A 22208-nucleotide genomic window follows, 5' to 3' on the forward strand; every position below is an offset into this window, starting at 1 on the left:
CATCCGGGTCCCGTCAGGACCGAATGCTCCCGTACCCTCTGGATCTATTCATCGTCCGGCCGTTTCTCCGGCCGGCATTGTTCATCCGATCGCACGCAGATCAGTGCATGGTCATCCATTCGCGCGCGGCGCGAAGGGCTGCAGCGAGTTGCATCTTGGTCATCGTCTCGGCGAGGTCGGCGCGCAGTTCCGCGGCGCGGTCGGACCCCTTGATCGCGGCGATATTGAGCCACTTGTGAGCGGAGACGAGGTCGACCGGGCAGCCACGGCCGGTCGCATACATCAGTCCCATCTCGCAGAACGTATCGGCGCGGGTTTCGCCACCCATGGTGGCCAGTTCGGAATTGTTCATTTCAAAGCGTGCCATCGGTTTGATCCCTGTTTAAAGCCTGTCGTTCATCTGCCCTGTTTTCCATCCGGATCACCGTCTTGAAGCGGCTCTTTTTCGATCCTTCCGGCCGGCGGTTTGTACCGCTCGTCTTGATGAACCCACTATCGCCCAAACCCTCCAAGAGACGCCTAAAAAGCATGATTAATTAGCGGAAAACAAAGTTCAAATACTTGGTAAACTTGGTTTTTCGTTAAACATGAGATAGCTTGCATTTTAAGGATTCTCCGGCGAATTTTACGAAAACTTCAGGAATGGATTTAAACGCATCCCTAACCATGAATCCGGATCGATCTTTCCTCCGTCCGAAAATCCGGCCCCTGAAAACGCCGAAAAACCCTCCTTTCCTCCGCTCAGGCGCTATTTACCTTTACGTGTGCGTAAGATAGGTTTCGCTGAGCCTGCGTTGAGGAGCGCAGCAGGAGGACATCGCGACTGGCGGGAAGCAGGCAGCGTTCCACCGGTCGAGAAGGAGGAGGAACCCATCATGATGCGAAGATTCATGCTTGCAGCCGCGCTGACGCTTGCCGCCGCCACCGCCCATGCCGCCGAGCCCATCGAAGGCAACTGGAAGACCGCCAGCGGCGAAACGGCAGCCATCGGCAAATGCGGCACCGCCTATTGCGTGACGCTCAGGACCGGCAAATATGCCGGCAAGCAGATCGGACGGCTGGCAGGCAAGGATGGCGAATACAGCGGCGAGATCACCGACCCCGCCGAGGACAAGACCTATAGCGGATCAGGGTCGATCAATGGCAACTCCCTCAAGATGAGAGGATGCGTCCTGAAGATCCTCTGCAAATCGCAGACCTGGACGCGTCTCTGACCCTTTCAAGCTTCCTTCCTTATCGAGAGGCTCCACGACCGCCGCCTCGCCAGACGGCGGCGGCCATTGCATCTTCATGCCTGGAGCCAAGCCCCGGATCGTCCCCATAATCGGAAACATGACCGATTTTTTTGCTGCGCCGGCATTCATGTAAGGCAGTCTGATCACGAAAACGGCATCGAATCCCCGCCTGTAGATCCGTCAGCCGTCAAATGTCACGGTTTTGTGAAACCCTTGAATGGCAGGGACGCAATCATATTGCCACGGAAAAGACACAGAAAAGCCGTTTTTTAGCAAATTTGCACGCCTGAGGCGAACTTCCTTTCCAAGCCATGCATCTCTTTGTTTTCAAATGATAATTACCTTACGATATTGTAACCTAATCGGTTTACCGGCAGCACTTCCGCAAAAATTAGCGCGCTTAGCAATTTTTGCGTGTACCCGACCATGGTGGATTTTTGCTGTCAACGTTTCATTGACAGCAGTCTCCGAAATAGGGGGCTTTCGGATCGAACCGATCGGTCCGATATGAACACCTGCAAACACAATTCCACTCCGAAACCGGACACAGACCGAAAGGACAAGTCCATGAAGACTATTACCTCTGCAATCGCCGCAGCCCTGCTCGCGTCGGTTTCTCTCGCCGGCGCAGCGCTGGCGGATGGCGACTATTATGAAGGCGTCTCCAAGGAGCGTCCCGTCGATCATGTCCAGACCGGCAGCATCGACCAGAACCGGGACGTCCGGCAACAGAAGGCAAAGGAAATCCCGGCTCCGGTCGGCAGCGGCAGCTACTACGAAGGCGTGAACCGCCCGAACTGATCGCAGCTCATTCAAGATACCGAAATAAGCCCGCAGGCCAGGTCGCAAACTTCAGGTCACGGGCAAAACTCTGAAAGGTCGAAAACATGACGAAGATTATTGCCCCCTTGATCGCGGCCCTGATTGCCGCCGCCTCCTTCGCCGGTGCCGCCCTTGCCGGCAACGGCGACTATTATGAAGGCATCTGGCCGAACCAGGCGTCCGAATCGGTCCACAAGGCTCAGTCGGACAGCTACGGATATACCGGCTCGATCTCCCGCGCCCATGACGTCTCCGGATGGCATCTGGCCCAGACGGCCCCCGAGCGTGGCGACTACTATGAAGGCGTGAACCGCCCGACCTGATCCCCCGACCTGCCCCCAGGTCGTTCAGGATACCGAAACAAAGCCCGCAGGCCAGGTCGCAAACTTCAGGTCGCGGGCAAAACTCTGAAAGGATGAAAACGATGACCAGGATCGCTCCCGCTCTCGTTGCAGCGATGATCGCAACCGCCTCTTTCGCCGGTGCGGCTCTTGCCGGCAACGGCGACTATTATGAAGGCATCGACCGCAACGGGACCTCGGCTCCGGCCAACCACAACGTCGTGCCTGCGGCCCGCAGCCATGTGGACACGTTCGCGACAGGCAGCATCGGCGACAGCCGCGCCGCCGTTCGCTTCCACTCCACCAACGGCCAGATCGAGCAGAGCCCCAACCGCGGCGACTACTACGAAGGCGTGAACCGCCCGAACTGACGCCGGGCCTGTTCCGTTGCGGCGCGCCCCCGCATGCCGCACAGACAAAAATACCAGCCGCCGGGGCGGCTGGTATCGCAGTTCATTCAAGACACCGATTGGAAAAACAGGTCGCAATCGTTTTTCCGGTGCAGGGGTGGCCGGACTCTGAAACCGGCCGCCGGCTTCAAGAGTAAGTGAAGCCCTCAGGCGAATCAATCACGTTTCAATCCGCCGAACGTGATTCCAGCGCCGTTTGTCCTGCCCTCTCCTTCTCCAGGATCGCTCCTGGAGAAGGAGGCAGCCCTCAATGTCGGTTTGTTGGGTCAGCTTGTTGGGTCGTTTGTTGGAACGATCCGCCTTTCCAGCGATTTGTACCTTCGACGGGGCGAGTAACATCGCTTCGCCAGATGACGGGACTATGGAAAGGACAGGAAATGAAGACCTATCTCACGTCCGGCATTGCAGCGGCCCTTATCGCTTCCGCAGCCTTCGTCGGCTTCGCCAGCGCCCAGGACTACAATCAGGATTACCCGATGATGGCTCCGCGCCAGGGCGATGCTCCCAACCTCGACGATACTTCGGTCGACAGGATGCCGACCGGCAGCATTCGGCCCCTCCCCCCTTCGCTGAGCAATGAAGGCGCGGATACGGACATAGACAACTCGCAGGACCCCGGCGACTACTACACCGGCGTTGCCCGTCCACAGAGCTAAGCACTTGATTCAAGACACCGCATCCCGCGCAGGTCGCAACCTTTGCGCGGGATACGATTTCCGCGTCGGCGAACCGGCTCCGGGCCGGCCCTTCCCCTTGCGCTTCAGCGCGCCCGCTGGCCGAAGAGAATGTTCTGCGCCTCCTTGTCGACGGCAAGGTTCATGCGGTCGCGCTCCTCCTTGCCGATCGCAACGCCCCTTGCCACAGCGGGCCTTGCCATGACCGTTTCGAACCAGCGCCTGAGGTTCGGAAAATCGTTCAGGTCCTGCCCCTGACGTTCATGCGGGATGACCCAGCCGACCGACGCCATGTCGGTGATCGAATAGTCGCCGGCCAGAAACTCGCGATCGGCGAGGCGTCTGTTCATCACGCCGTAAAGCCGGTTCACCTCGTTGGTATAGCGATTGATGCCGTATTCGATCTTTTCCGGCGCATAACCGCGGAAATGGTGCGCCTGCCCGGCCATAGGCCCCAGACCACCCACCTGCCAGAACAGCCATTGCTCCACTTCGACACGGGCGCGCTCGTCCGCAGGATAGAACTTGCCGGTCTTCCGGCCGAGATATTGCAGGATCGCTCCCGACTCGAAAACCGAGACAGGCTCTCCCCCTGGGCCGTCGGGATCGACGATCGCCGGCATGCGATTGTTCGGGGAGATGTTCAGAAAGGCCGGCTCGAACTGCTCGCCCTTGCCGATGTTGACGTATTTCACCGTGTAGGGAAGGCCCGTCTCCTCCAGCATGATGGTGATTTTCCAGCCGTTCGGGGTCGGCCAGTAATGCAGTTCGATCGGCGCAGTCATGAAAAGTTCTCCGGTTCTGAATACCATCGACAAGAGCTAGTCATGCGCCGGGATTCTTCAAGCTCCCTTCCCGCCGCCTGTTAACCATCCTGAATTTCCGATGAACCCGCCCCTCAGGACGCGTTCAGTCCCCAGCCTTTATCTTGCGCGTCAGGTTCGGGAGAAAGCCATGTTCGTTCTTGCACGCCGCTTGACCATCGTGACGCTGATCATGACGATTTTCGCGCTGGCATTCGCGGCACTCGTCGCGCAGCCCGGACGCCGGGACCCCGGTATGCGTGTCGGCTCGGCCACGAGCTGCCATCATCCGGCCATACCACACTGCGTGGCGACGCTTTGAAAAATCATGCGATCAACCGGTGAGGACGGAATTGACGTCGTTTGATTGTCAATGAGTTCTCATTATAATAGCGCATGAACACACGAATCTTTTCACAACCTCCCCTTTCCTTCATCAGCCCCAGCCCGGCCGAACCGCAGGTTTTCGACAATCCGGTCGAAGCGGTCGACGCCCTGACCGGGCTTTACGAGCGCAACACGCACTTTCTGATCGATGCCTTCGGCGCGCTTGCAAAGGGCGCCGCAGTGACCGGCCGGTATCGCGCCTGCTATCCGCAGGTCAGCATCGAGACGACTTCCTTCGGCCACCCCGACTCCCGCCTCTCCTACGGCCACGTGACGTCGCCGGGCATCTATACGACCACGATCACCCGTCCGAAACTGTTCCGGCACTACCTCAAGGAACAGCTCGACCTATTGATGCGCAATCACAACGTCCCGGTGACGGTCTCGGAATCGACGACGCCGATCCCGCTGCATTTCGCCTTCGGCGAGAACGCGCATGTGGAAGCCTCCGCGACGAGTTCGCTCGCGGACATCTCGCTGCGCGACATCTTCGATACGCCGGACCTGAACAATACGGACGACCTGATCGCCAACGGCGAATACGAACAGCTGGCGGGCGAGCCGGCACCGCTCGCGCCCTTCACGGCGCAGCGCATCGACTATTCGCTGGCGCGACTCAGCCACTACACCGCAACCAGCGCCGACCATTTCCAGAACTTCGTGCTGTTCACGAACTACCAGTTCTACATCGACGAATTCGCCGCCTGGGCCCGCAAGCTGATGGCGGAAGGCGGCGACGGCTACACGGCCTTCGTGGAGCCCGGCAATGCGATCACGCCGGCCGGCTGCGACAAGCCGGAAACGCCGGCGCTGGTGCGCATGCCGCAGATGCCGGCCTATCACCTCAAGAAGAAGGGCCATGCGGGCATCACCCTCGTCAACATCGGGGTGGGCCCTTCGAACGCCAAGACGATCACCGACCATATCGCCGTGCTGCGCCCGCATGCCTGGCTGATGGTCGGCCATTGCGCGGGCCTTCGCAACAGCCAGCGGCTCGGCGACTACGTGCTTGCCCATGCCTATGTGCGCGAGGACCATGTGCTCGACGACGACCTGCCGGTCTGGGTGCCGATCCCGGCGCTCGCCGAAGTGCAGCAGGCGCTGGAAAGCGCGGTCGAGGAAGTCACCGGCTACCAGGGGTTCGACCTCAAGCGGATCATGCGCACCGGCACGGTTGCGACGATCGACAACCGCAACTGGGAGCTGCGCGACCAGCGCGGGCCGGTGAAGCGCCTGTCGCAGTCACGCGCCATCGCGCTCGACATGGAATCGGCGACGATCGCGGCCAACGGCTTCCGCTTCCGCGTTCCCTACGGGACGCTGCTCTGCGTTTCCGACCGGCCGCTGCATGGCGAATTGAAGCTGCCCGGCATGGCGACCGCCTTCTACCGCACCCAGGTCAGCCAGCACCTGCAGATCGGCATCCGCGCCGTCCAGAAACTCGCCGCCATGCCGACCGAGAAACTGCATTCGCGCAAGCTCAGGAGCTTCTACGAAACAGCGTTTCAGTGACATCGTCACGATCTAGGAATATATAAGGGGGATATGGAGGCTTATATGCGCGCATCCCTCAATCTCGATGATGCCTTGTTGAACAAAGCTAAAGAGATCACCGGCCTGCCTATCGAGGCGACGGTAGAGGAAGCCTTGCGCCGGCTTGTCGAAAGCCATCGTCAAATGAATGCTCTTCATGCGCTCGAAGGCATAGGTGGGACGGCCCCCATCACAATCGACCCACGTTCGAGAGATTGGCGTCCGAATTCCGAGCGTTAACCGCGCAACGCAGACAAACTCCCTCCGAAGAGCTTTTGCGCGAGGGACGCGATGAGCGGTGACCACGCTCATCGTCGATGCCAGCATTGCGATAAAATGGGTGGTCGAAGAGCCGGGAACCGCGGATGCCATAGCCTGCTGGAAGGCAACAAACTGGTGGCACCCGATCTCTTCATTGCAGAGTGCGCCAATATTCTTTGGAAGAAGGTGCGAAGAAAGGGGCTTTCCCTTGCCGAGGGACGTTTTGCGGCGATGCTCATCGAAAGTGCGGAAATAGAACTCGTTGAAATGAGACCTCTTTTACAAGATGCCTCACAAATTGCCTTCGAGCTGGATCATCCCGCTTACGACTGTATGTATCTTGCTCTTGCCGTACGTGACGGATGCTCTTTCATCACTGCCGATGGCACGCTGGTTCGCAAGATTCGGCAAAGCGCCAATCAAAAGCTGCAGCAGGCTGTCAGGATGCTTGGCGAACCGTTTTAATGTCCATCCGTCCTGGTCGGCCTTGCCGCAAACAGCGACAGCGCCGTGCCGGCCAGCGAGGACACGATCACCAGAAGGTGCGTATTGACGGCGGCCTGGCCGAGGCCTTCCAGCGCCTGCCTGCCGGCATCGGCGCCGAAGGCCAGCGCACCGGCGGTGATGCCGGCCGGATAGGTGCCGACGCCTGCCGGTGCGTGCACCGGCAGAACCGAGGACAGTTCGCCGCCGAGCGCGCCGCCGAAGCTCGCCCCCGGCCGCAGGTCGCCCAGAAGGCCGAGAACCCAGGCGAGCACGGCGATCTTGGTGAACCAGTTGACGAGCGTCGCTCCCCAGGCGCGGGCAAAGGCGTTCGCATCGAACGGCAGCCCCGCCTCCACCTCGTCCAGTAGTCTCCTCGCCTTTCCCGGCAACAGCTTGCCGGCAAGGGCGAACGCAGGGCGGCGCAGGGCGAAGGCGACCGCCGGCAGGACCAGAAAGAGGAGCCAGAGCGCCCAGGCCCAGAGTTTTCCGGTCTGCAACGCAAGCCCCGTGCCGGCGGCGGCGAGCAGCGCATGAAGATCGAAGAGGCGCATAACGAACAATGCCGACGTGCCTCGCGCAATGGCCAGGCCGAATTCGCGCCTCATCAACAGCGGAAAGCTCGCCTCGCCGGTGCGAAACGGCAGCATGATGTTGAGCAGGTTATGCACCTGCACCAGGCGGAACAACGTGCCGAAATGCCCTCCCGTTTCCCGCGGGAAATAATCGTAGATGCGCCAGGTGCGCAGCACATAGGTGCCGAGCAGGGCCGCCAGGGCAATGAGGGCGGAGGTCCAGCCGGCGCCGCTCCAGAGCGACACGACGCTCCGCCAGCCCCAGACCCACTGGATGAAGGCGGCATAGACGAGGATGATCGCGATCGTAGCGAGCGTCATGGCGTGGCGAATTATCCATGCGCGGCGGCTGGCAACCGGATAATTCTTCATATACTAGGATGCCCCATGTAAGGTTTCGGGTGACGTTCCTGATCATCGCCGCGGCAACGGCGCGTCCAATCAGGCCCGAGGTTCTAGGAGAAAGACAAGGTGCGTACAACAGCAGAGTCGGTCACAAGCCGTATCGCGACGGCCGAACCGATCGAACTGTCCCTCGTCGTGCCGCTCTTCAACGAAGAGGAAAGCGTCGGGCCGCTGATCGAGCGGATCACTGCGGCAATGGCCAACTATCCTGCGACTTGGGAACTCATCCTCGTCGACGACGGCAGCACGGATGCGACGATCGCCAATGCCAAGGCCGCATTGAACCGGCCCGGCCTCGACCTCAAGATCGTCGCGCTGCAGCGCAATTTCGGCCAGACGGCCGCCATGCAGGCGGGCATCAACCAGGCGGGAGGCCGGCTGATCGCCACGCTTGACGGCGATCTGCAGAACGACCCCAAGGATATCCCCGGCATGGTCAGCGAACTGGAGCGGCGCGAGCTCGACCTGCTTGTCGGCTGGCGCAAGAACCGCCAGGACGGCCTGCTGCTGCGCAAGGTGCCTTCCTGGATCGCCAACCGGCTGATCGGCCGCATTACCGGCGTGCGCCTGCACGACTACGGCTGTTCGCTGAAGATCTATCGCGGCTCGGTCATCAAGCAGGTGAAGCTGATGGGCGAGATGCACCGCTTCATCCCGGCCTGGGTCGCCGGCGTCGTGCCGAGCTCCAGGATCGGCGAAATGCCGGTGACGCACCACGCGCGCCAGCACGGCGTCTCGAAATACGGCATTTCCCGTACCTTCCGGGTGATCCTCGACCTGCTTTCGGTCATGTTCTTCATGCGCTTCAAGGCGCGGCCGGGACATTTCTTCGGGTCCCTCGGCCTCGGCCTCGGCGCATTGTCGGGCCTCATCCTCGCCTATCTCTTCATCGACAAGTTCATCGTGGGCAACGATATCGGCACGCGGCCGCTCTTCCTGATCGGCGTCATGCTGTTCCTGTCGGCCGTGCAGATGATCACCACCGGCATCCTCGCCGAGATGATCGCCCGCACCTATTATCGCGAAGATACGGCGCTCAGCTATATCGTCAGGGAAGTCTATGAGGGCGATCAGGCGCATCAGTGACGCGCTCGCCCGTCGTCCCGACCTCGTCCTCTGGCTGATCGCGGCCTATTATGTGTTCGCGGTCATCCTGCGCGTGTTGCGTTCGGAGGCGCTGGAAAGCGACGAGGCGGAGCAGCTCTTCCAATCGCAGTTCTTCCTGATGGGTTACGGGCGGCAGCCCCCCTTCTACAACTGGCTGCAATATGCCGTCATCCAGCTTGCAGGCCCGTCGATCTTCGCGATCTCGCTCGTCAAGAACCTGCTGCTGTTCCTCACATGCGCGGTCTACGGACTGGCGGCACGGATCGTGCTCAAGGACCGGCGGCTCGTCGCCATCGCCATGCTGGGCGTCATCGCCATGCCGGCCGTCAGCGTCATGGCGCAGCGGGACCTGACGCACGCGATCGCCACGCTGTTCGCGGTTTCGCTGTTCACCTATGCCTTCCTGCGAACGCTGACGCGGCCGGACCTCGCCGGCTACATGCTCACCGGCCTTGCCGTCGGCATCGGGCTCATCGCCAAGTACAATTTCGTCGTCGTGCCGGTGGCGGCGATCCTCGCCATCCTGCCGGAGCCGGCCCTGCGCCGGCGGATCTTCGACTGGAGGCTCGTTCCGGCCTTGCTGGTCGTGGTGGTCATCTGCCTGCCGCACGGCCTGTGGGTACTCGGAAACCTCACGGAGGCAACGGCAGGCACGATCAAGGCGATGCGCGAGGACGCTTCCGGCAATGCCGTCGTCGACCGCCTGTCCGGCCTCGGTACGCTGGCAACCGCCACGCTGGCGGGCACGCTGCCGGTTCTCGCCTTCTTCCTGATCGCCTTCCGGCGGCCGCTGGTCGACACTTGGCGAGCGACGAGCCTCTGGACCCGGGTCATCGGCCGGACCATCCTGCTCTGCCTCGTCGCGGTCGGGATGATCGGGCTCGGCTTCGGGGCAACCACGATCAGCGAGAAATGGCTTTCTCCCTTCCTCGTCCTGCTGCCGCTTTATCTCTGCCTGAAGCTCGATGCCGCCGGCGTCGACACAGGCCGCAGCATTCCGCGCATGCTCTTTCCCGTGTCCGCGCTGGCGCTCGGTTTCATCGCCTACATGGCGCTCGGTAACGTGATCGGTCCGCATTTCGGTCAGTACACGAAGGAAAACCTCCCGTCAGGTCCGTTCATCGAAGAGATCATGACGGAGGCCAAGGGCGGGAAGCCGGCCTACGTCATTGCCGCCGATCCCTTCCTCGCCGCGAGCGCCCGGCTGCAGATGCCGGATGCGCGCGTGCTGTTGCCGAGTTTCGGGCAAACACCGCTCCTCAACCAGAGCGAACGGAACCGGCCGGGACTGGTCATCTGGCGCACAGACCCCGGCAGCGCGTTGCCGCCGGGAGGGCTCGAACCCTATCTGCAGGAAAACGGCATCGCCCCGGAGCGGCTCATACCCACCACCAGAACCGTTCCCTACCTCTTCTCCGGAGGTCGCGACGGCGTCACCTTCGGTTATGCCTGGGCGCCCGCCACCGAAAACCGGCCCTGACATATTTCAGCACCCGCCAGCGGCCGCTGAAAAATTACTGTTGCAATTCTTCTCTACTCATCGGAATCCTATTCTTGTGTAGCGGAGAGGGAATTGCTGCAACAGGGCCAACTGCTCGGATATGGCATCCGATTGCCAGTGGAACGTCAGACGTTTCTGCTGGCAGCGCTTCCTGTTTACTTCACGGTCAACTTCCTCGTCCGGATGGCGCTTCCCCAGGGACTGGAACTGGACGAGGCGGAGCAGGCCTATTTCTCGCAATGGCTGCTTTCCGGATACAGTTCCCAGCCGCCGCTCTACAACTGGCTGCAATACGGAACCGTGCAGGTTTTCGGCCTCTCGCTTGCAACGCTTTCGATCCTGAAGGGCCTGCTGCTGCTTGCTTCCTACATCTTCTACTGGATGGCGGCGCGACAGGTCATCAAGGACAGGGGCCTCGCCATCGTGGCAACCTTCGGCCTGCTGACGATCCCGCAAGTGGCTTTCGAGGCGCAGCGCGATCTCAGCCATACGGTTGCCACGATCTTCACTTCCGCACTGTTCCTCTATTCTTTTTTCCGCGCACTCAACCGGCCGTCGATCCCGTCCTTTCTTCTGCTCGGCCTCGCCACCGGGCTCGGCGTCATCGCCAAATACAACTTCGTGCTACTGCCGGTCGCAGCCTTTTTGGCGATCGCCAGCGACAGGACATGGCGCCTGCGCCTTCTCGACTGGCGGCTGCTGATTGCCGGCGCCGTCGCGTTTGTGATCGCGGCTCCTCACGCGATGTGGTTGACCGAGCACTTCATGGCAGCGAGCGCTCATACGATGCGAAAACTGACCGGCGCCGGCAACGGACCTCTGGTCGCCATTTTGGGAGGCCTGGGATCGCTCGGCCTGGCTGCGATCGGCTTCGGCGGGCTGACGGCAATCATCTTCACCCTCGCCTACCGGGAAAAGCTGACCGCAATTGTCGGAGCCCGCAGCGATTCCGCCCGGCTCGTCGGGCGGATGCTGGTTTTTGCCCTGGGCCTGATCGTGCTGATGGTCCTCTTCGCCGGGGTCGAAAAGGTCCGCGACCGTTGGCTGACGCCGGTTCTCCTCGTCCTGCCACTCTATCTCGCGGTGAAGGTCGACGCGTCCGCTCTTTCATTCCACCGAGGGCTGAAAAGAATATGGGGCGTCGCGGTCGTGACCATGGTCCTCATACCGACCATACTCACAGGGCGGGTCACCACCGCCTCTCTCACCGGCCTCTATCAATATCCGAACTATCCGTTTGCGGCCATCTCGAACGAGGTTCGGTCACAGCTGACCTCCAGGCCAACGGCGGTCGTTACTCTGGACACCCATATGGCGGGAAACCTGCGGGTTCATCTGCAATCGCCCCCGGTGCTGGCCTTGTCCACGCCAATTGGCCTGGAACCACCACCCCTGCCGCATCACGATCGGCTTCTCTTCGTCTGGCGAGCCACTCCGGACAGCATTCCCTCGGCCCTGCCGGCGAAGTTCGAACGATACCTGCAGGAGCGAGGCGTGGAGTATGGATCGCCGCAGATCCACACGGTGGCGCTCCCCTACACCTACGGCAGACCGGAAGACCGATATATCTTCGCCTATGCGGCCTTCGATATCGGCGGCAGACCTTACGCCTCCACCGTATCGCGCAGGTGATCGAGCGCGTTGCGCAGTTTGCCGATCACTTCGTCGATTTCCGAACGGCTAATGGTCAATGCCGGCGAAGCGAGCATCCGGTCTCCGGTAGCACGCATGATGAGGCCGTTCTCGACGCAGTGGTTGCGCACCAGCGTGCCGATATCGTCGGGTTTCCGGTAGCGGCGACGGGTCGCCTTGTCGGCGGCGAGCTGCAGCCCGCCGATCAGGCCGACGCTTTCGGCCTGTCCCACCACCTCATGATCCTCCAGGCTCTTCCAGGCCGCAGCGAAATAGGGGCCGATATCGTCGCGCACCCGCGCGACCAGCCCCTCCTCCTCGATGATACGGATGTTTTCGAGCGCCGCCGCGGCGGAGACGGGGTGACCGGAATAGGTGAAGCCGTGGTAGAAGTCGCCGAGTTCGTCCACCATCACGTCGGCGACGCGGTCGCTCACCAGCACGCCGCCGATCGGCAGATAACCGGATGACAGGCCCTTGGCGATCGGCGCAAGGTCCGGCTCGACGCCATAATATTGATGGCCGAACCAGGCGCCGAGGCGACCGAAACCGCAGATCACCTCGTCCACGACGAGCAGAACGTTCCGCGCCTTGCAGATGCGGGCGATCTCCGGCCAATAGGTCTCCGGCGGGATGATGACGCCGCCTGCCCCCTGGATCGGCTCGGCGACGAAGGCCGCCACGCGGTCTTCACCGAGCTCGTCGATCTTCGCCTCCAGCTCGCCGGCGACTTTCAGACCGAATTCGGCCGGCGAGAGATCGCCACCCTCCGCATACCAGTAGGGCTGGCCGATGTGATGGATGCCTTCGATCGGAAGATTGCCCTGTTCGTGCATCAGCTTCATGCCGCCGAGCGAGGCGCCGGCGACGGTGGAGCCGTGATAACCGTTCCTGCGGGCGATGACCTGCGTCTTTTCGGTCTTGCCCAACGCCTTCCAGTAGACCCGCGCCATGCGGAACCAGGTGTCGGTCGCCTCCGAACCGGAATTGGTGAAGAAGACACGCTTCAGCCGCTCGCCCGCATGGGACGCGATCTTCTGGGCGAGCAGGGTCGCGGGCGGCGTCGTGGTGCCGAAGAAGGTGTTGTAATAGGGCAGATCCTGCATCTGCCGATAGGCCGCCTCGGCGATCGATTTGCGGCCGTAGCCCACGTTGACGCACCACAACCCGGCAAAGGCGTCCAGGTATCTCTTGCCGCTGGTGTCGTAGATGAAAACGCCTTCGCCGCGCTCGATCACGCGCGTGCCCCTGGCATTCAGTTCCTTCATGTCCGAAAAGGGATGCAGGTGATGGGCGGCATCGATGGCGGCAAGATTGGACAGGGCGGGCTTTTCGTTCATGGGACTCTCACGGCCTCAGATTGTGCCGCCAATTCTTATCGGCTACGAACGGGGCTCGGCAACACCCTTCAGAAGATCGTCCGCATGACAGACACCGTTCCGCCCCATATCGAAATCCTGCTCGTCGGCATGAACGGCGATCTGCGCGGCAAGCGTATCCCGCTCGACAAGGAACGGAAAGTCTGGGACGGCGCGGTGCGGCTTCCCACATCCACGCAATCGCTGGACATCTGGGGCGACGACAACGACGACATAACGGGGCTGTCGCTGACGATAGGCGATCCGGACGGCGTCTGCATTCCGGACGAGCGCAGCCTCGCGCCGATGCCCTGGGGACCGGAGGGCTCGAAACAGGTGCTTTCCTCCATGCATGAGCTCGACGGCAGGCCGAGCTTCATGGACCCCCGGGCCATACTTTCAGAACTCCTGAAACGCTACGACGAGCGCGGGTTGACGCCGGTGGTGGCGACCGAGCTCGAATTCTACGTGGTTCAGGACGACTGGCGGCAGACGGGAAGACCCCGCCCGCCGGAACGGCTGACGTATCGCGACCGGCCAAACGGTTTCCAGCTCTACGACATGAATGCCGTCGATGCGCTCGACGGCTATCTGCAGACGGTACGGGCCTGGGCGAAAGCGCAGGACCTGCCCGCCGATGCCACGACCGCCGAATTCGGCCCCGGCCAGTTCGAGATCAACCTCTTGCATCGCGCCGACGCGCTGGCCGCCGCCGACGACTGCGTCTATCTGAAGCGCATCGCCGAACAGGCGGCCAGGAAGCATGGGCTCAAATCCACCTGCATGGCGAAACCCTATGCCGAACAGGCGGGCTCGGGCCTGCATGTGCATGCCAGCGTCATCGATCGCAACGGCGACAACGTGCTGGACGCCAAGGGCGGCGATCCGGCTAGGCTGAAATCCGTCTGCGCCGGCATGCTGCAGACCATGCGGGATGCGCAACTCGTCTTCGCGCCCTTTGCCAATTCCTACCGCCGCTTCCAGCCGGGCTCGTTCGCGCCGGTCGATATCGACTGGGGGTTCGGACATCGGGGGACGGCCGTGCGCATTCCCGACAAGGACGGCCCCGCCGCCCGCATCGAACACCGCGTCGCCGGCGCCGATGCGAACCCCTACCTGCTTCTCACCGCCATCCTCGGCGGCATGCTGCTCGGGCTCGACGAGATGCTCGATCCCGGCCCGGCCACCGAGCCAGGCAAGGAGCCGCCGACAGGCACCAGGCGCCTGACGCACGACTTCCTGACCGCGGTCGAGGATTTTTCAGCCTCGCCCTTCATCGGGCAGGTGTTCGGCGAGCGCTACCGGAAGCTTTATGGCGACACGAAGCGCAAGGAGGCGATCACCTACCTGCGCACGGTGAGCGACTTCGACTACCAGACATATCTGCCGCGTATCTGAGGCCGGACCGCCTCCCGCCGCCGCATGCGATCGATATTTATGCAATTGTTTCAAACTATCTTAAATTCATAGTGCATAAGAGCGGAACAGTTGATGTTTTGCGGCCCAATCGATGCGTATCGTTATCATCAAATCACTCGTCGCAGGCCTGCTATCCGTGCTCGCTTCGCTCGCGCTGTCGTTCGCCTTCGTGCCGATGATGGGTGGACAGGTGGCCGGCGCCGGTCTGGTGATGACCATCGTTTGTCCGCTTGCCATCTCCATTCCGGCTTCGGCCCTGCATTTCTGGCAGGCGGAGAGGATCAGGCGCGCCGAGGCCGTGGCTTCGGAAGCACTTCGGAAACTCGCGATCGCCTATGAAGAACTTCGCCTGCAATCCCGCCGGGACAGCCTTACGGGCCTCCTCAACCGCGGCGCCTTTCTGGAGGAACTCGGCACCTTCAGCCGCCAGGGCGTGACCGGAGCCCTGATCTTCCTCGACCTCGACCACTTCAAGTCTATCAACGATCGCCATGGCCACGCCATCGGAGACGAGGTGCTGCGCCAGACAGGGCAGATCCTTGCGGCCTACCAGGGGCAGTTCGACATAGCGGGCCGTCTCGGCGGCGAGGAATTCGCCCTCTTTCAAGGCAGCCTGACGGTCAACGCGATGTTGAGGCGGTGCAAGGAGCTTCGCGAACTCATCGAACGGATGGACCTCCAGCCCGCCGGGACGGAAGTTCCGGTGTCCGCCAGCATGGGGGCCATCCACTGCGGCACGGGCTTCGACCCCACCGATTGCCTCAAGGCGGCCGACATCAATCTCTACGAAGCAAAGGCGCTCGGACGAAACCGGGTCGTTTCGTCCATATGAACAAGGCCGACGGGTTGCCCGGCACAGGGCCTGTCGGCGTTATCCACATTCTCCTCGATCGGACTTCCTGATATACAGATCGTCTGGTCCTGTGGAGGGCCGTCGGCGTCCGGATGCGGCGTGGTTGACGCCCGGACGGCCTCAGGGAACGTCGGATGAAGCGGATAGGGATTTTTTTGCAGATTTGCCGGGTCTTGGCCGTCGCGGCGGCAATGCTCTTGCCCGGAGCAGCCGGCTCCCTCGGGCAGCAGGAACCCCTGACACTCGTCGTCCGGCAAGGTCAGAACGAGGCGGAGATCAAACGCGTCCTGGATCTCGCCGCACAGGCGGGCAGGCCCGTCACGGTGAAGGTGGAGGCCGCCGGGAACGACCAGAAGGCCGCCTCATCGGAACCGGCCATGGAAACCTCCCCGGAAATGGCCGCGACCAACATGGGCATGGCCACCTGGGACATGCTTTCCGGTTCGATAGTACGCGGCGCCACGATCGCACTTTCGGGCTTCTCCGACTTTTCGACCGTCCTCAGCATGACGCGGAGCGATCTCGCGGCGGAGGGAAGCACCCACGGTCGAGCCTTGTTCGTGGCGCTGCTGGCCGTTCTTGCGGGCGCCTGCGGAACCCTGCTGCTGCGCTTTCTGGTGGCGGGCGTCCTGCCGCACAGGCATGCATCGCCCAGCATGGCGGGGAAATTCCGCCGGGCTGCGCTGCGCGCCATCGGCGACCTGCTTTCCATCGCCATCTTCCTGGCGATAACCAGATTCACGCTGCTTGCCATGCTCGATCCGGGTTCGGTCTCGTTCCGCATCGCAAGGGGCGCGGTGACGGCGGTGGTGATCTCCACCATCTATGTCACGATCGGCCGCTTTCTCTTCAAACCCACGGCCGCCGGCAGTTCCCTGGTCAACATCGAAAGGCCGAGCTGGCATTTCCGGATGCTCGTCGCCTACGGGTTCATAGGCGCCTTCTTCGTGGAGACCATCCGCCTGGCGGTTTCGCTCGGGTTGAACATGGGCGCTCTCGAAGGGTGGCTGCTGATCGGCAACACGGCGCTGGCAATCCTGAAGCTCACCTGGTTCATCGGCGGGCGGAAAGGCATTCGCGCAGCCTTCATCGGCCCCAATCCCGGCATCATCCGACGCCTGGTCGGCAACCTCCTGCCCGACTTCTACGCCCTGACGGCCGTGCTGATATGGCTCACCGGCTTCATGGTCGCCGGCACGCCGGACAGCGCCCGCTGGAGTTTCGCGGCCGGGGCCACGCAAGCCCTCCTCCTCATCCTGCCGATCCTCGCCATGGGCGCCTATGCGCTGATGGACGAGTTCGCCCGGCACTGCGAGCAGATCAACGGCGCCGGACTGCTCACCTCCATGCTGGCAAGCCTTCGGGTGGTGATTTCCGGCGCGGTCTGGGTCGGCGGCCTGCACATCATCACAGCGCTGTGGCAACCGCTGATGGCGGGCGAGGCGGCGGCGCTTGCGACGGGCTGGATCGTCTGGCTGGAGCGTTTCAGCCTTGCGGTGGTGGCGAGCTGGGCCGTCTGCACGCTGATCTGGCGTTATTTCGAATCGATCGCCCCGTCGACGCAGATCATGCTTCCCGGCCAGGAAGACGACCACGCGGAGAAGAAGCCGACGAGCCGGCTGTCGACCGCCCTGCCCGTCGTCCGCAACCTGGCGCTGGGCGCCGTGCTCGCAGTCGGAGGCCTCCTGATCCTCAGCTCCCTCGGCATCAACGTCGCGCCGCTTCTGGCCGGTTTCGGCGTCCTCGGCCTGGCGCTGTCCTTCGGGTCGCAGGCGCTGGTGAGGGATATCGTATCCGGCATCTTCTTTATCGCCGACGACGCCTTCCGCATCGGCGAATATATCGATACGGGCAAGCTGAAGGGCACGGTGGAACAGATCACGGTGCGCTCGATCCGGCTGCGCCATCACAACGGGCCTATCCATACGATACCATTCGGGCAGATCAGCTCCGTCACCAACTACAGCCGGGACTGGGGAACGATCAAATTCGAGCTGCGGTTCGAGCGCGACGCCAATGCCGAAACCATCCGGAAGGCGGCGAAGAAGGTGGGCCTCGCCATGCTGGAAGACCCGGAATTCGGGCCGGAATTCCTGCTTCCGCTCAAGATGCAGGGCATCCAGGACATCACCGAAACATCCATGGTCGTCCGGTTCAAATTCACCTGCCGCCCCGGCAATCCCAGCATCCTGAAGAGGGAAGCCATGAAACGGCTCATCGTCGCCTTCAAGGAGGCGGGCCTTGAGTTCGCCTCGAATGCCGTGACGGTGCGCTCCAACGCCACGACCCCGCTCGAGGCGGCCGCGGCGGCGCTTTCGCAGCAACCCGCCCCCGCCCCGATCGCGGCGGCTTGAAGCCTTTCGTGGCTATATGCCGCTTCCGTCCCGCTCCACCTCAAAACGGGGTTGCCGCTCGTTGACCAGGACGGTCAGCTCCCCCGCATGGATCTTCAACAGGACATCGCGCGCCATCGGCAGGAGCTCTCCGTCGATGACGCAGCGGATATCATGCCGCTCACGCGGGAAATGCAGCTCCACTTCCGCCGCCGTCATGGCGGTGACGGAAGCGTTCTCCTTGAGCCGCCCCCGCAGGATATCGAAAACCAGGCCCGCAACGCCCGCAGGCCTCAGGGGATCGGCGATGTAGAAGCCGAGATGGCCGCGGGTGAGACTGTCGGCATACATCAGCGGATCGCGGCCGAACTCGTTGTTGGAGACCGAGATCGCCGAGACCCGGCGATGGCCGGCCGTGCCCTCGGCCCTGAACTCCACCTCGAATTCGGGCGGATTGAACATGACGCCCACCGCCGCCCGCACGCTCGCCCGCATCTTGCCCAGCCGCGAGCCGAAAGTCATGGAATTGCGGTAGCGCACCATGCGGGCGTGCATGCCCGCCGAGAACTGGTGCACGAAGCTCCTGCCGTTGGCGCTGGCGATATCGATCCGCTCCGGGGTCGCGACCGCCAGCGCGTCCAGCACCTGCCAGATGTCGAGCGGCAGTTTCAGCGAGCGGGCGAAGAGGTTCATCGTGCCGGCCGGAACGACGCCGAGCGCGATGCCGCTTTTCCAGGCGATGCCGGCCGCGGCGGAAATCGTGCCGTCGCCTCCGCCGGCGATCAGGCCTTCGACGCCGCTGGTCGACGCCGCCCTTTCCATGGTCGCCACCACCTCGCCGCCGGAAACGACATGGCACTCGATCTCATGGCCGGCAGCCTTGAAGGAACGGACTGCCCGGGCGCAATAGGCGTCCATGTCCGTGGTTCGGAAAGTACCGCCATCGCGGTTGAAGACGGCAAACAGGTTCATCGCATACTCTGGGCGGGATGGGCGGCGGAACAACGAATGATGAGAGAAATGGTTGCGGCCGAAGCTTTTATCAACATCCTGGCGCCTTCGGCGGCGCACACACAATCGTGTGAAACGGACAAGGGGCCTACCGCAACGCACAATGGCATGCTAATCTCGAAGTCAGGTCGTTTCGATGACCGCTCGCCTCCAGAGCGGGTGGATGCCTCGTGTCTCGCCCGCATTTTTTTCAAGCAGATTTCGTTTCATGACCGATTCCGCCGTCCCCTTCGATTCCGCTCGCGACCGCACGGAAGCCAGCCCCCGTGAGGCCGCTCCGGCCCTTTCGCCGCTTGCCGTCATCCTGATCGAGATCGCGCTCGCAGTCGGCGGGTTCGGCATCGGCACCGGCGAATTCGCGATCATGGGCCTGCTTCCGGACGTCGCGTCCACCTATCAGGTCACCATCCCGGAAGCGGGCTACGTCATCAGCGCCTATGCCCTCGGGGTCGTCGTCGGCGCCCCGATCATCGCCGTCGCGGCGGCGCGGATGACGCGCCGCTCGCTGCTGCTGATCCTGATGACCGTCTTCGCGCTGGGCAATATCCTCAGCGCGATCGCCCCGACCTTCTGGAGCTTCACCGTACTGCGCTTCGTCACCGGCCTGCCGCATGGCGCCTATTTCGGCGTCGCCGCGCTGGTTGCGGCCTCCATGGTGCCGCTCCACAAGCGCACCCGCGCCGTCGGCCGCGTGATGCTGGGCCTCACCGTCGCGACGCTGGTCGGCACGCCGATCGCCACCTTCATGGGACAGGTGCTCAACTGGCGCGCCGCCTTCTTCCTCGTCGGCGGCATCGGCGCGGCGACGGTTGCGCTGCTCTGGTATTTCCAGCCGCGCGACAAGGTGCAGGAAGGCGCAAGCATCTGGCGCGAACTCAGCGCTTTCGGCCGCGCGCAGGTATGGCTGACGCTCGGCATTGCCGCCGTCGGTTTCGGCGGCATGTTCTCCGTCTTCAGCTATATCGCCTCGACCACGACGGTGACCGCCCAGATGCCCGTCACCATGGTGTCGATCGTGCTGGCGCTGTTCGGCATCGGCATGAATGTCGGCAATATCGTCGGCTCGCGGCTCGCCGACCTCTCGCTGCGGGGCACGATCGGCGGCGTGATGGCGTTCAACGTCATCGTCATGGGCGCGTTCGGCCTCTTTGCGGAATATCCCGCGATATTGTGCCTCTGCGTGTTCCTGATCGGCTGCGGTTTTGCGGCCGGCCCTGCCCTGCAGACTCGGCTCATGGATGTGGCGGCGGATGCGCAGACGCTTGCCGCCGCGTCCAACCATTCGGCCTTCAACATCGCCAATGCGCTCGGCGCCTGGCTCGGCGGCCTGGTCATCGCCTGGGGCTGGGGCTTTGCGGCCACCGGCTACGTGGGCGCATTCCTTTCGCTGCTGGGCCTCGGCGTCTTCTTCGCCTCCGTCGCGCTGGAGAAGAGCCGGAAGACTGCCTGACTGGCGAAGCAGGAGCCGGGCGCGGCCCGCAACCTACGCCGCCCTGGAACCCGTCTCCTCCCCCGGCATCACCATGTATTTCCGTCCGTTTTCGCACACGACGTGCTCCTTGCCCCAGGTGCGAAGCGCGGCGACGACCGGCTCGAGGCTGAGGCCGAGCGGCGTCAGGCTGTAGTCGACCCGCGGCGGCACCACCGGAAACACCGTGCGTTCCAGCAGGCCCGCCTCTTCCAGTTCCCTCAACTGCTTGGTCAGCATGCGCTGCGTGACCGACGGAATGCGGCGGCGCAGTTCGTTGAAGCGTAGCGTGCCGTCTTCGAGCAGGTGATAGAGGATCACGCCCTTCCATTTGCCATCGAGAAAACTGAGCGTCGATTCCACCGGGCAACCGGGAAAATTGTCGGTCAGCTTGGCGCGCGGTTTCGACATGGGCGGTCCTTTCACGGTATACTTTTTGGCACTATACACCAAAAATGTGCATTCTTGCGCTCCCGAACCATACGCGCCATCTAGTCTCCAGGCAATCAAAGCGATCCACGAACCAAGGAGACTGTCCATGCATGCCGTCGGCTTCAACGCGCCCCAGACCATCGCCGCCGAAACCTCGCTGATCGATCTCGAACTGCCCGTTCCGGAGGCGAAGGGCCGCGATCTTCTCGTCGAGATCAAGGCGGTCTCGGTGAACCCCGTCGACACCAAGATCCGCGCTTCCGCGCAGGTCGAACCCGGCCAATACCGGATTCTCGGCTATGACGCAGCCGGCGTGGTGAAGGCCGCCGGTCCGGATGTGAAGCTCTTCAAGCCCGGAGACGAGGTCTATTATGCCGGCGCGATCAACCGGCCCGGCACCAATGCGGAATTCCATCTGGTCGACGAACGGATCGTCGGGTTCAAGCCGAAGACCCTGAATTTCGAGGAGGCGGCCGCCCTGCCCCTGACGGCGATCACCGCATACGAGGCGCTCTTTCACCGCATGAAGGTGCAGGACAAGGTGGCGAGCGCCTGGAACGCCGTGCTGGTCATCGGCGGCGCCGGCGGCGTCGGCTCGATCGCCATCCAGCTCCTGCGCGAGCTCTCCGATGTCACCGTGATCGGCACCGGCTCGCGGCCGGAGACGCAGCAGTGGATCAGGGAACTCGGCGCCCATCACGTCCTCAATCATTCCAGGCCGATGGCCGGCCAGCTTGCCGAACTGGCGATCGGCGCCCCCGCCTTCGTCTTCTCGACGACGCACACGGAAGATCATCTGAAGGACATCCTGGAGCTGATCGCGCCGCAGGGGCGCCTCTCGCTGATCGACGACGCCAGGGAACCGCTGGACCTGCGCCTCTTCAAGAGCAAGGCGCTTTCCGTCCATTGGGAAATGATGTTCGCCCGGCCCGTCTGGCAGACGTCCGACATGATCGAGCAGCACAAGCTGCTGAACCATGTCGCCGAACTGGTGGATGCGAAAAAGATCCGCACCACGCTTTCCGAAACGCTCGGCGCGATCAACGCCGCCAACCTGAAAAAGGCCCATGCGATGATCGAGAGCAACCGCACCAGGGGCAAGATCGTGCTCTCCGGCTTCTGAGACGCTACCGGCGGAACGGAAAAAGCCCGCCGTGGCTGAAAC

The 22208-nt window shown here is 62.6% G+C and carries 23 protein-coding genes; 17 read left to right on the forward strand and 6 right to left on the reverse strand.

Annotated features, from left to right (window positions below):
* Window positions 1-100: 100 nt before the first annotated feature.
* Window positions 101-367 carry an SEL1-like repeat protein gene (locus ACFFP0_RS20710; protein WP_377264089.1) on the reverse strand — a complete coding sequence of 89 codons (267 nt, stop codon included), beginning with the start codon at window positions 365-367 and terminating at the stop codon, window positions 101-103.
* Between the two features lie 508 nt (window positions 368-875).
* Here ACFFP0_RS20710 and ACFFP0_RS20715 point away from each other — a divergent pair.
* The 5 genes from ACFFP0_RS20715 (at window position 876) to ACFFP0_RS20735 (ending at window position 3464) form a co-directional block, all read left to right on the forward strand.
* Window positions 876-1214, forward strand: a complete 339-nt coding sequence (locus ACFFP0_RS20715) for a DUF2147 domain-containing protein (protein ID WP_377264090.1) — start codon at window positions 876-878, stop codon at window positions 1212-1214.
* 588 nt (window positions 1215-1802) lie between these two features.
* Window positions 1803-2036 carry a hypothetical protein gene (locus ACFFP0_RS20720; RefSeq protein WP_377264091.1) on the forward strand — a complete coding sequence of 78 codons (234 nt, stop codon included), beginning with the start codon at window positions 1803-1805 and terminating at the stop codon, window positions 2034-2036.
* An 86-nt stretch (window positions 2037-2122) separates the two neighbouring features.
* Window positions 2123-2380, forward strand: a complete 258-nt coding sequence (locus ACFFP0_RS20725; RefSeq protein ID WP_377264092.1) for a hypothetical protein — start codon at window positions 2123-2125, stop codon at window positions 2378-2380.
* Between the two features lie 101 nt (window positions 2381-2481).
* Window positions 2482-2769: a hypothetical protein gene (locus tag ACFFP0_RS20730; protein ID WP_377264093.1), complete on the forward strand. Its 288-nt coding sequence runs from the start codon at window positions 2482-2484 to the stop codon at window positions 2767-2769.
* A 416-nt stretch (window positions 2770-3185) separates the two neighbouring features.
* Window positions 3186-3464, forward strand: coding sequence for a hypothetical protein (locus ACFFP0_RS20735; protein WP_377264094.1), 279 nt, complete (start codon window positions 3186-3188; stop codon window positions 3462-3464).
* Window positions 3465-3568: 104 nt separating this feature from the next.
* Here the strand turns inward: ACFFP0_RS20735 and ACFFP0_RS20740 are convergent, their stop codons facing one another.
* Complete coding sequence (locus tag ACFFP0_RS20740) at window positions 3569-4267, reverse strand: glutathione S-transferase family protein (RefSeq protein ID WP_377264095.1); 699 nt, start codon at window positions 4265-4267, stop codon at window positions 3569-3571.
* A 169-nt stretch (window positions 4268-4436) separates the two neighbouring features.
* Between ACFFP0_RS20740 and ACFFP0_RS20745 the strand changes: the two genes are divergently transcribed.
* The 4 genes from ACFFP0_RS20745 to ACFFP0_RS20760 all read left to right on the forward strand — a co-directional run bounded on the left by ACFFP0_RS20745 (window position 4437) and on the right by ACFFP0_RS20760 (window position 6931).
* Window positions 4437-4607 carry a hypothetical protein gene (locus tag ACFFP0_RS20745; protein ID WP_377264096.1) on the forward strand — a complete coding sequence of 57 codons (171 nt, stop codon included), beginning with the start codon at window positions 4437-4439 and terminating at the stop codon, window positions 4605-4607.
* Between the two features lie 74 nt (window positions 4608-4681).
* A complete protein-coding gene (gene amn / locus ACFFP0_RS20750) occupies window positions 4682-6184 on the forward strand; it encodes an AMP nucleosidase (RefSeq protein WP_377264097.1) in 1503 nt (500 codons plus the stop codon).
* A 45-nt stretch (window positions 6185-6229) separates the two neighbouring features.
* Window positions 6230-6445, forward strand: a complete 216-nt coding sequence (locus ACFFP0_RS20755) for a type II toxin-antitoxin system VapB family antitoxin (protein WP_377264098.1) — start codon at window positions 6230-6232, stop codon at window positions 6443-6445.
* 51 nt (window positions 6446-6496) lie between these two features.
* Window positions 6497-6931, forward strand: a complete 435-nt coding sequence (locus ACFFP0_RS20760; RefSeq protein ID WP_377264099.1) for a type II toxin-antitoxin system VapC family toxin — start codon at window positions 6497-6499, stop codon at window positions 6929-6931.
* Here the strand turns inward: ACFFP0_RS20760 and ACFFP0_RS20765 are convergent.
* Window positions 6928-7896 (reverse strand): lysylphosphatidylglycerol synthase transmembrane domain-containing protein, encoded by a 969-nt coding sequence (locus ACFFP0_RS20765; RefSeq protein ID WP_377264100.1) that lies wholly within the window; start codon window positions 7894-7896, stop codon window positions 6928-6930. The genes ACFFP0_RS20760 and ACFFP0_RS20765 overlap by 4 nt on opposite strands.
* Before the next feature lie 99 nt (window positions 7897-7995).
* Between ACFFP0_RS20765 and ACFFP0_RS20770 the strand changes: the two genes are divergently transcribed.
* The 3 genes from ACFFP0_RS20770 to ACFFP0_RS20780 all read left to right on the forward strand — a co-directional run bounded on the left by ACFFP0_RS20770 (window position 7996) and on the right by ACFFP0_RS20780 (window position 12169).
* Window positions 7996-9015, forward strand: a complete 1020-nt coding sequence (locus ACFFP0_RS20770; RefSeq protein ID WP_377264101.1) for a glycosyltransferase family 2 protein — start codon at window positions 7996-7998, stop codon at window positions 9013-9015.
* Window positions 8990-10516, forward strand: a complete 1527-nt coding sequence (locus ACFFP0_RS20775) for a glycosyltransferase family 39 protein (protein ID WP_377264102.1) — start codon at window positions 8990-8992, stop codon at window positions 10514-10516. Before ACFFP0_RS20770 ends, ACFFP0_RS20775 begins: the two co-directional genes overlap by 26 nt.
* Window positions 10517-10609: 93 nt before the next feature.
* Entirely contained in the window at window positions 10610-12169 is a 1560-nt protein-coding gene (locus tag ACFFP0_RS20780; protein ID WP_377264103.1) for an ArnT family glycosyltransferase, read from the forward strand.
* On the opposite strand, the gene ACFFP0_RS20785 is transcribed toward ACFFP0_RS20780, so the two are convergent.
* Window positions 12142-13509 (reverse strand): aspartate aminotransferase family protein, encoded by a 1368-nt coding sequence (locus ACFFP0_RS20785; protein ID WP_377264104.1) that lies wholly within the window; start codon window positions 13507-13509, stop codon window positions 12142-12144. The genes ACFFP0_RS20780 and ACFFP0_RS20785 overlap by 28 nt on opposite strands.
* 84 nt (window positions 13510-13593) lie before the next feature.
* Here ACFFP0_RS20785 and ACFFP0_RS20790 point away from each other — a divergent pair, with 84 nt between their 5' ends.
* The 3 genes from ACFFP0_RS20790 (at window position 13594) to ACFFP0_RS20800 (ending at window position 18153) form a co-directional block, all read left to right on the forward strand.
* Window positions 13594-14925: a glutamine synthetase family protein gene (locus ACFFP0_RS20790; RefSeq protein WP_377264105.1), complete on the forward strand. Its 1332-nt coding sequence runs from the start codon at window positions 13594-13596 to the stop codon at window positions 14923-14925.
* A 112-nt stretch (window positions 14926-15037) separates the two neighbouring features.
* Window positions 15038-15778 carry a GGDEF domain-containing protein gene (locus ACFFP0_RS20795; protein ID WP_377264106.1) on the forward strand — a complete coding sequence of 247 codons (741 nt, stop codon included), beginning with the start codon at window positions 15038-15040 and terminating at the stop codon, window positions 15776-15778.
* 218 nt (window positions 15779-15996) lie between these two features.
* Complete coding sequence (locus ACFFP0_RS20800) at window positions 15997-18153, forward strand: mechanosensitive ion channel family protein (RefSeq protein ID WP_377264107.1); 2157 nt, start codon at window positions 15997-15999, stop codon at window positions 18151-18153.
* A gap of 12 nt (window positions 18154-18165) precedes the next feature.
* Here the strand turns inward: ACFFP0_RS20800 and ACFFP0_RS20805 are convergent, their stop codons facing one another.
* The gene (locus tag ACFFP0_RS20805; protein ID WP_377264108.1) at window positions 18166-19104 is read right to left on the reverse strand and encodes a diacylglycerol/lipid kinase family protein; all 939 of its coding nucleotides are present in this window, start codon (window positions 19102-19104) and stop codon (window positions 18166-18168) included.
* A 247-nt stretch (window positions 19105-19351) separates the two neighbouring features.
* Between ACFFP0_RS20805 and ACFFP0_RS20810 the strand changes: the two genes are divergently transcribed.
* Window positions 19352-20593: an MFS transporter gene (locus ACFFP0_RS20810; protein WP_377264109.1), complete on the forward strand. Its 1242-nt coding sequence runs from the start codon at window positions 19352-19354 to the stop codon at window positions 20591-20593.
* A 33-nt stretch (window positions 20594-20626) separates the two neighbouring features.
* Here ACFFP0_RS20810 and ACFFP0_RS20815 read toward each other — a convergent pair whose 3' ends face one another.
* On the reverse strand, window positions 20627-21022 hold the full coding sequence (locus ACFFP0_RS20815) for a winged helix-turn-helix transcriptional regulator (RefSeq protein ID WP_377264110.1): 396 nt from the start codon (window positions 21020-21022) through the stop codon (window positions 20627-20629).
* 127 nt (window positions 21023-21149) lie between these two features.
* Between ACFFP0_RS20815 and ACFFP0_RS20820 the strand changes: the two genes are divergently transcribed.
* Complete coding sequence (locus tag ACFFP0_RS20820; RefSeq protein ID WP_377264111.1) at window positions 21150-22166, forward strand: zinc-binding alcohol dehydrogenase family protein; 1017 nt, start codon at window positions 21150-21152, stop codon at window positions 22164-22166.
* Window positions 22167-22208: the final 42 nt, after the last annotated feature.

The organism is Neorhizobium puerariae (assembly GCF_042429745.1).
Taxonomy (GTDB): Bacteria; Pseudomonadota; Alphaproteobacteria; order Rhizobiales; family Rhizobiaceae; genus Neorhizobium; species Neorhizobium puerariae.

What these genes read in the sequence shown, in the direction of transcription:
- ACFFP0_RS20710 (WP_377264089.1), bottom strand. Translation starts at nt 367, where the DNA reads ATGGCACGCTTTGAAATGAACAATTCCGAACTGGCCACCATGGGTGGC.
- ACFFP0_RS20715 (WP_377264090.1), top strand. Translation starts at nt 876, where the DNA reads ATGATGCGAAGATTCATGCTTGCAGCCGCGCTGACGCTTGCCGCCGCC.
- ACFFP0_RS20720 (WP_377264091.1), top strand. Translation starts at nt 1,803, where the DNA reads ATGAAGACTATTACCTCTGCAATCGCCGCAGCCCTGCTCGCGTCGGTT.
- ACFFP0_RS20725 (WP_377264092.1), top strand. Translation starts at nt 2,123, where the DNA reads ATGACGAAGATTATTGCCCCCTTGATCGCGGCCCTGATTGCCGCCGCC.
- ACFFP0_RS20730 (WP_377264093.1), top strand. Translation starts at nt 2,482, where the DNA reads ATGACCAGGATCGCTCCCGCTCTCGTTGCAGCGATGATCGCAACCGCC.
- ACFFP0_RS20735 (WP_377264094.1), top strand. Translation starts at nt 3,186, where the DNA reads ATGAAGACCTATCTCACGTCCGGCATTGCAGCGGCCCTTATCGCTTCC.
- ACFFP0_RS20740 (WP_377264095.1), bottom strand. Translation starts at nt 4,267, where the DNA reads ATGACTGCGCCGATCGAACTGCATTACTGGCCGACCCCGAACGGCTGG.
- ACFFP0_RS20745 (WP_377264096.1), top strand. Translation starts at nt 4,437, where the DNA reads ATGTTCGTTCTTGCACGCCGCTTGACCATCGTGACGCTGATCATGACG.
- amn (WP_377264097.1), top strand. Translation starts at nt 4,682, where the DNA reads ATGAACACACGAATCTTTTCACAACCTCCCCTTTCCTTCATCAGCCCC.
- ACFFP0_RS20755 (WP_377264098.1), top strand. Translation starts at nt 6,230, where the DNA reads ATGCGCGCATCCCTCAATCTCGATGATGCCTTGTTGAACAAAGCTAAA.
- ACFFP0_RS20760 (WP_377264099.1), top strand. Translation starts at nt 6,497, where the DNA reads ATGAGCGGTGACCACGCTCATCGTCGATGCCAGCATTGCGATAAAATG.
- ACFFP0_RS20765 (WP_377264100.1), bottom strand. Translation starts at nt 7,896, where the DNA reads ATGAAGAATTATCCGGTTGCCAGCCGCCGCGCATGGATAATTCGCCAC.
- ACFFP0_RS20775 (WP_377264102.1), top strand. Translation starts at nt 8,990, where the DNA reads ATGAGGGCGATCAGGCGCATCAGTGACGCGCTCGCCCGTCGTCCCGAC.
- ACFFP0_RS20785 (WP_377264104.1), bottom strand. Translation starts at nt 13,509, where the DNA reads ATGAACGAAAAGCCCGCCCTGTCCAATCTTGCCGCCATCGATGCCGCC.
- ACFFP0_RS20790 (WP_377264105.1), top strand. Translation starts at nt 13,594, where the DNA reads ATGACAGACACCGTTCCGCCCCATATCGAAATCCTGCTCGTCGGCATG.
- ACFFP0_RS20795 (WP_377264106.1), top strand. Translation starts at nt 15,038, where the DNA reads ATGCGTATCGTTATCATCAAATCACTCGTCGCAGGCCTGCTATCCGTG.
- ACFFP0_RS20805 (WP_377264108.1), bottom strand. Translation starts at nt 19,104, where the DNA reads ATGAACCTGTTTGCCGTCTTCAACCGCGATGGCGGTACTTTCCGAACC.
- ACFFP0_RS20810 (WP_377264109.1), top strand. Translation starts at nt 19,352, where the DNA reads ATGACCGATTCCGCCGTCCCCTTCGATTCCGCTCGCGACCGCACGGAA.
- ACFFP0_RS20815 (WP_377264110.1), bottom strand. Translation starts at nt 21,022, where the DNA reads ATGTCGAAACCGCGCGCCAAGCTGACCGACAATTTTCCCGGTTGCCCG.
- ACFFP0_RS20820 (WP_377264111.1), top strand. Translation starts at nt 21,150, where the DNA reads ATGCATGCCGTCGGCTTCAACGCGCCCCAGACCATCGCCGCCGAAACC.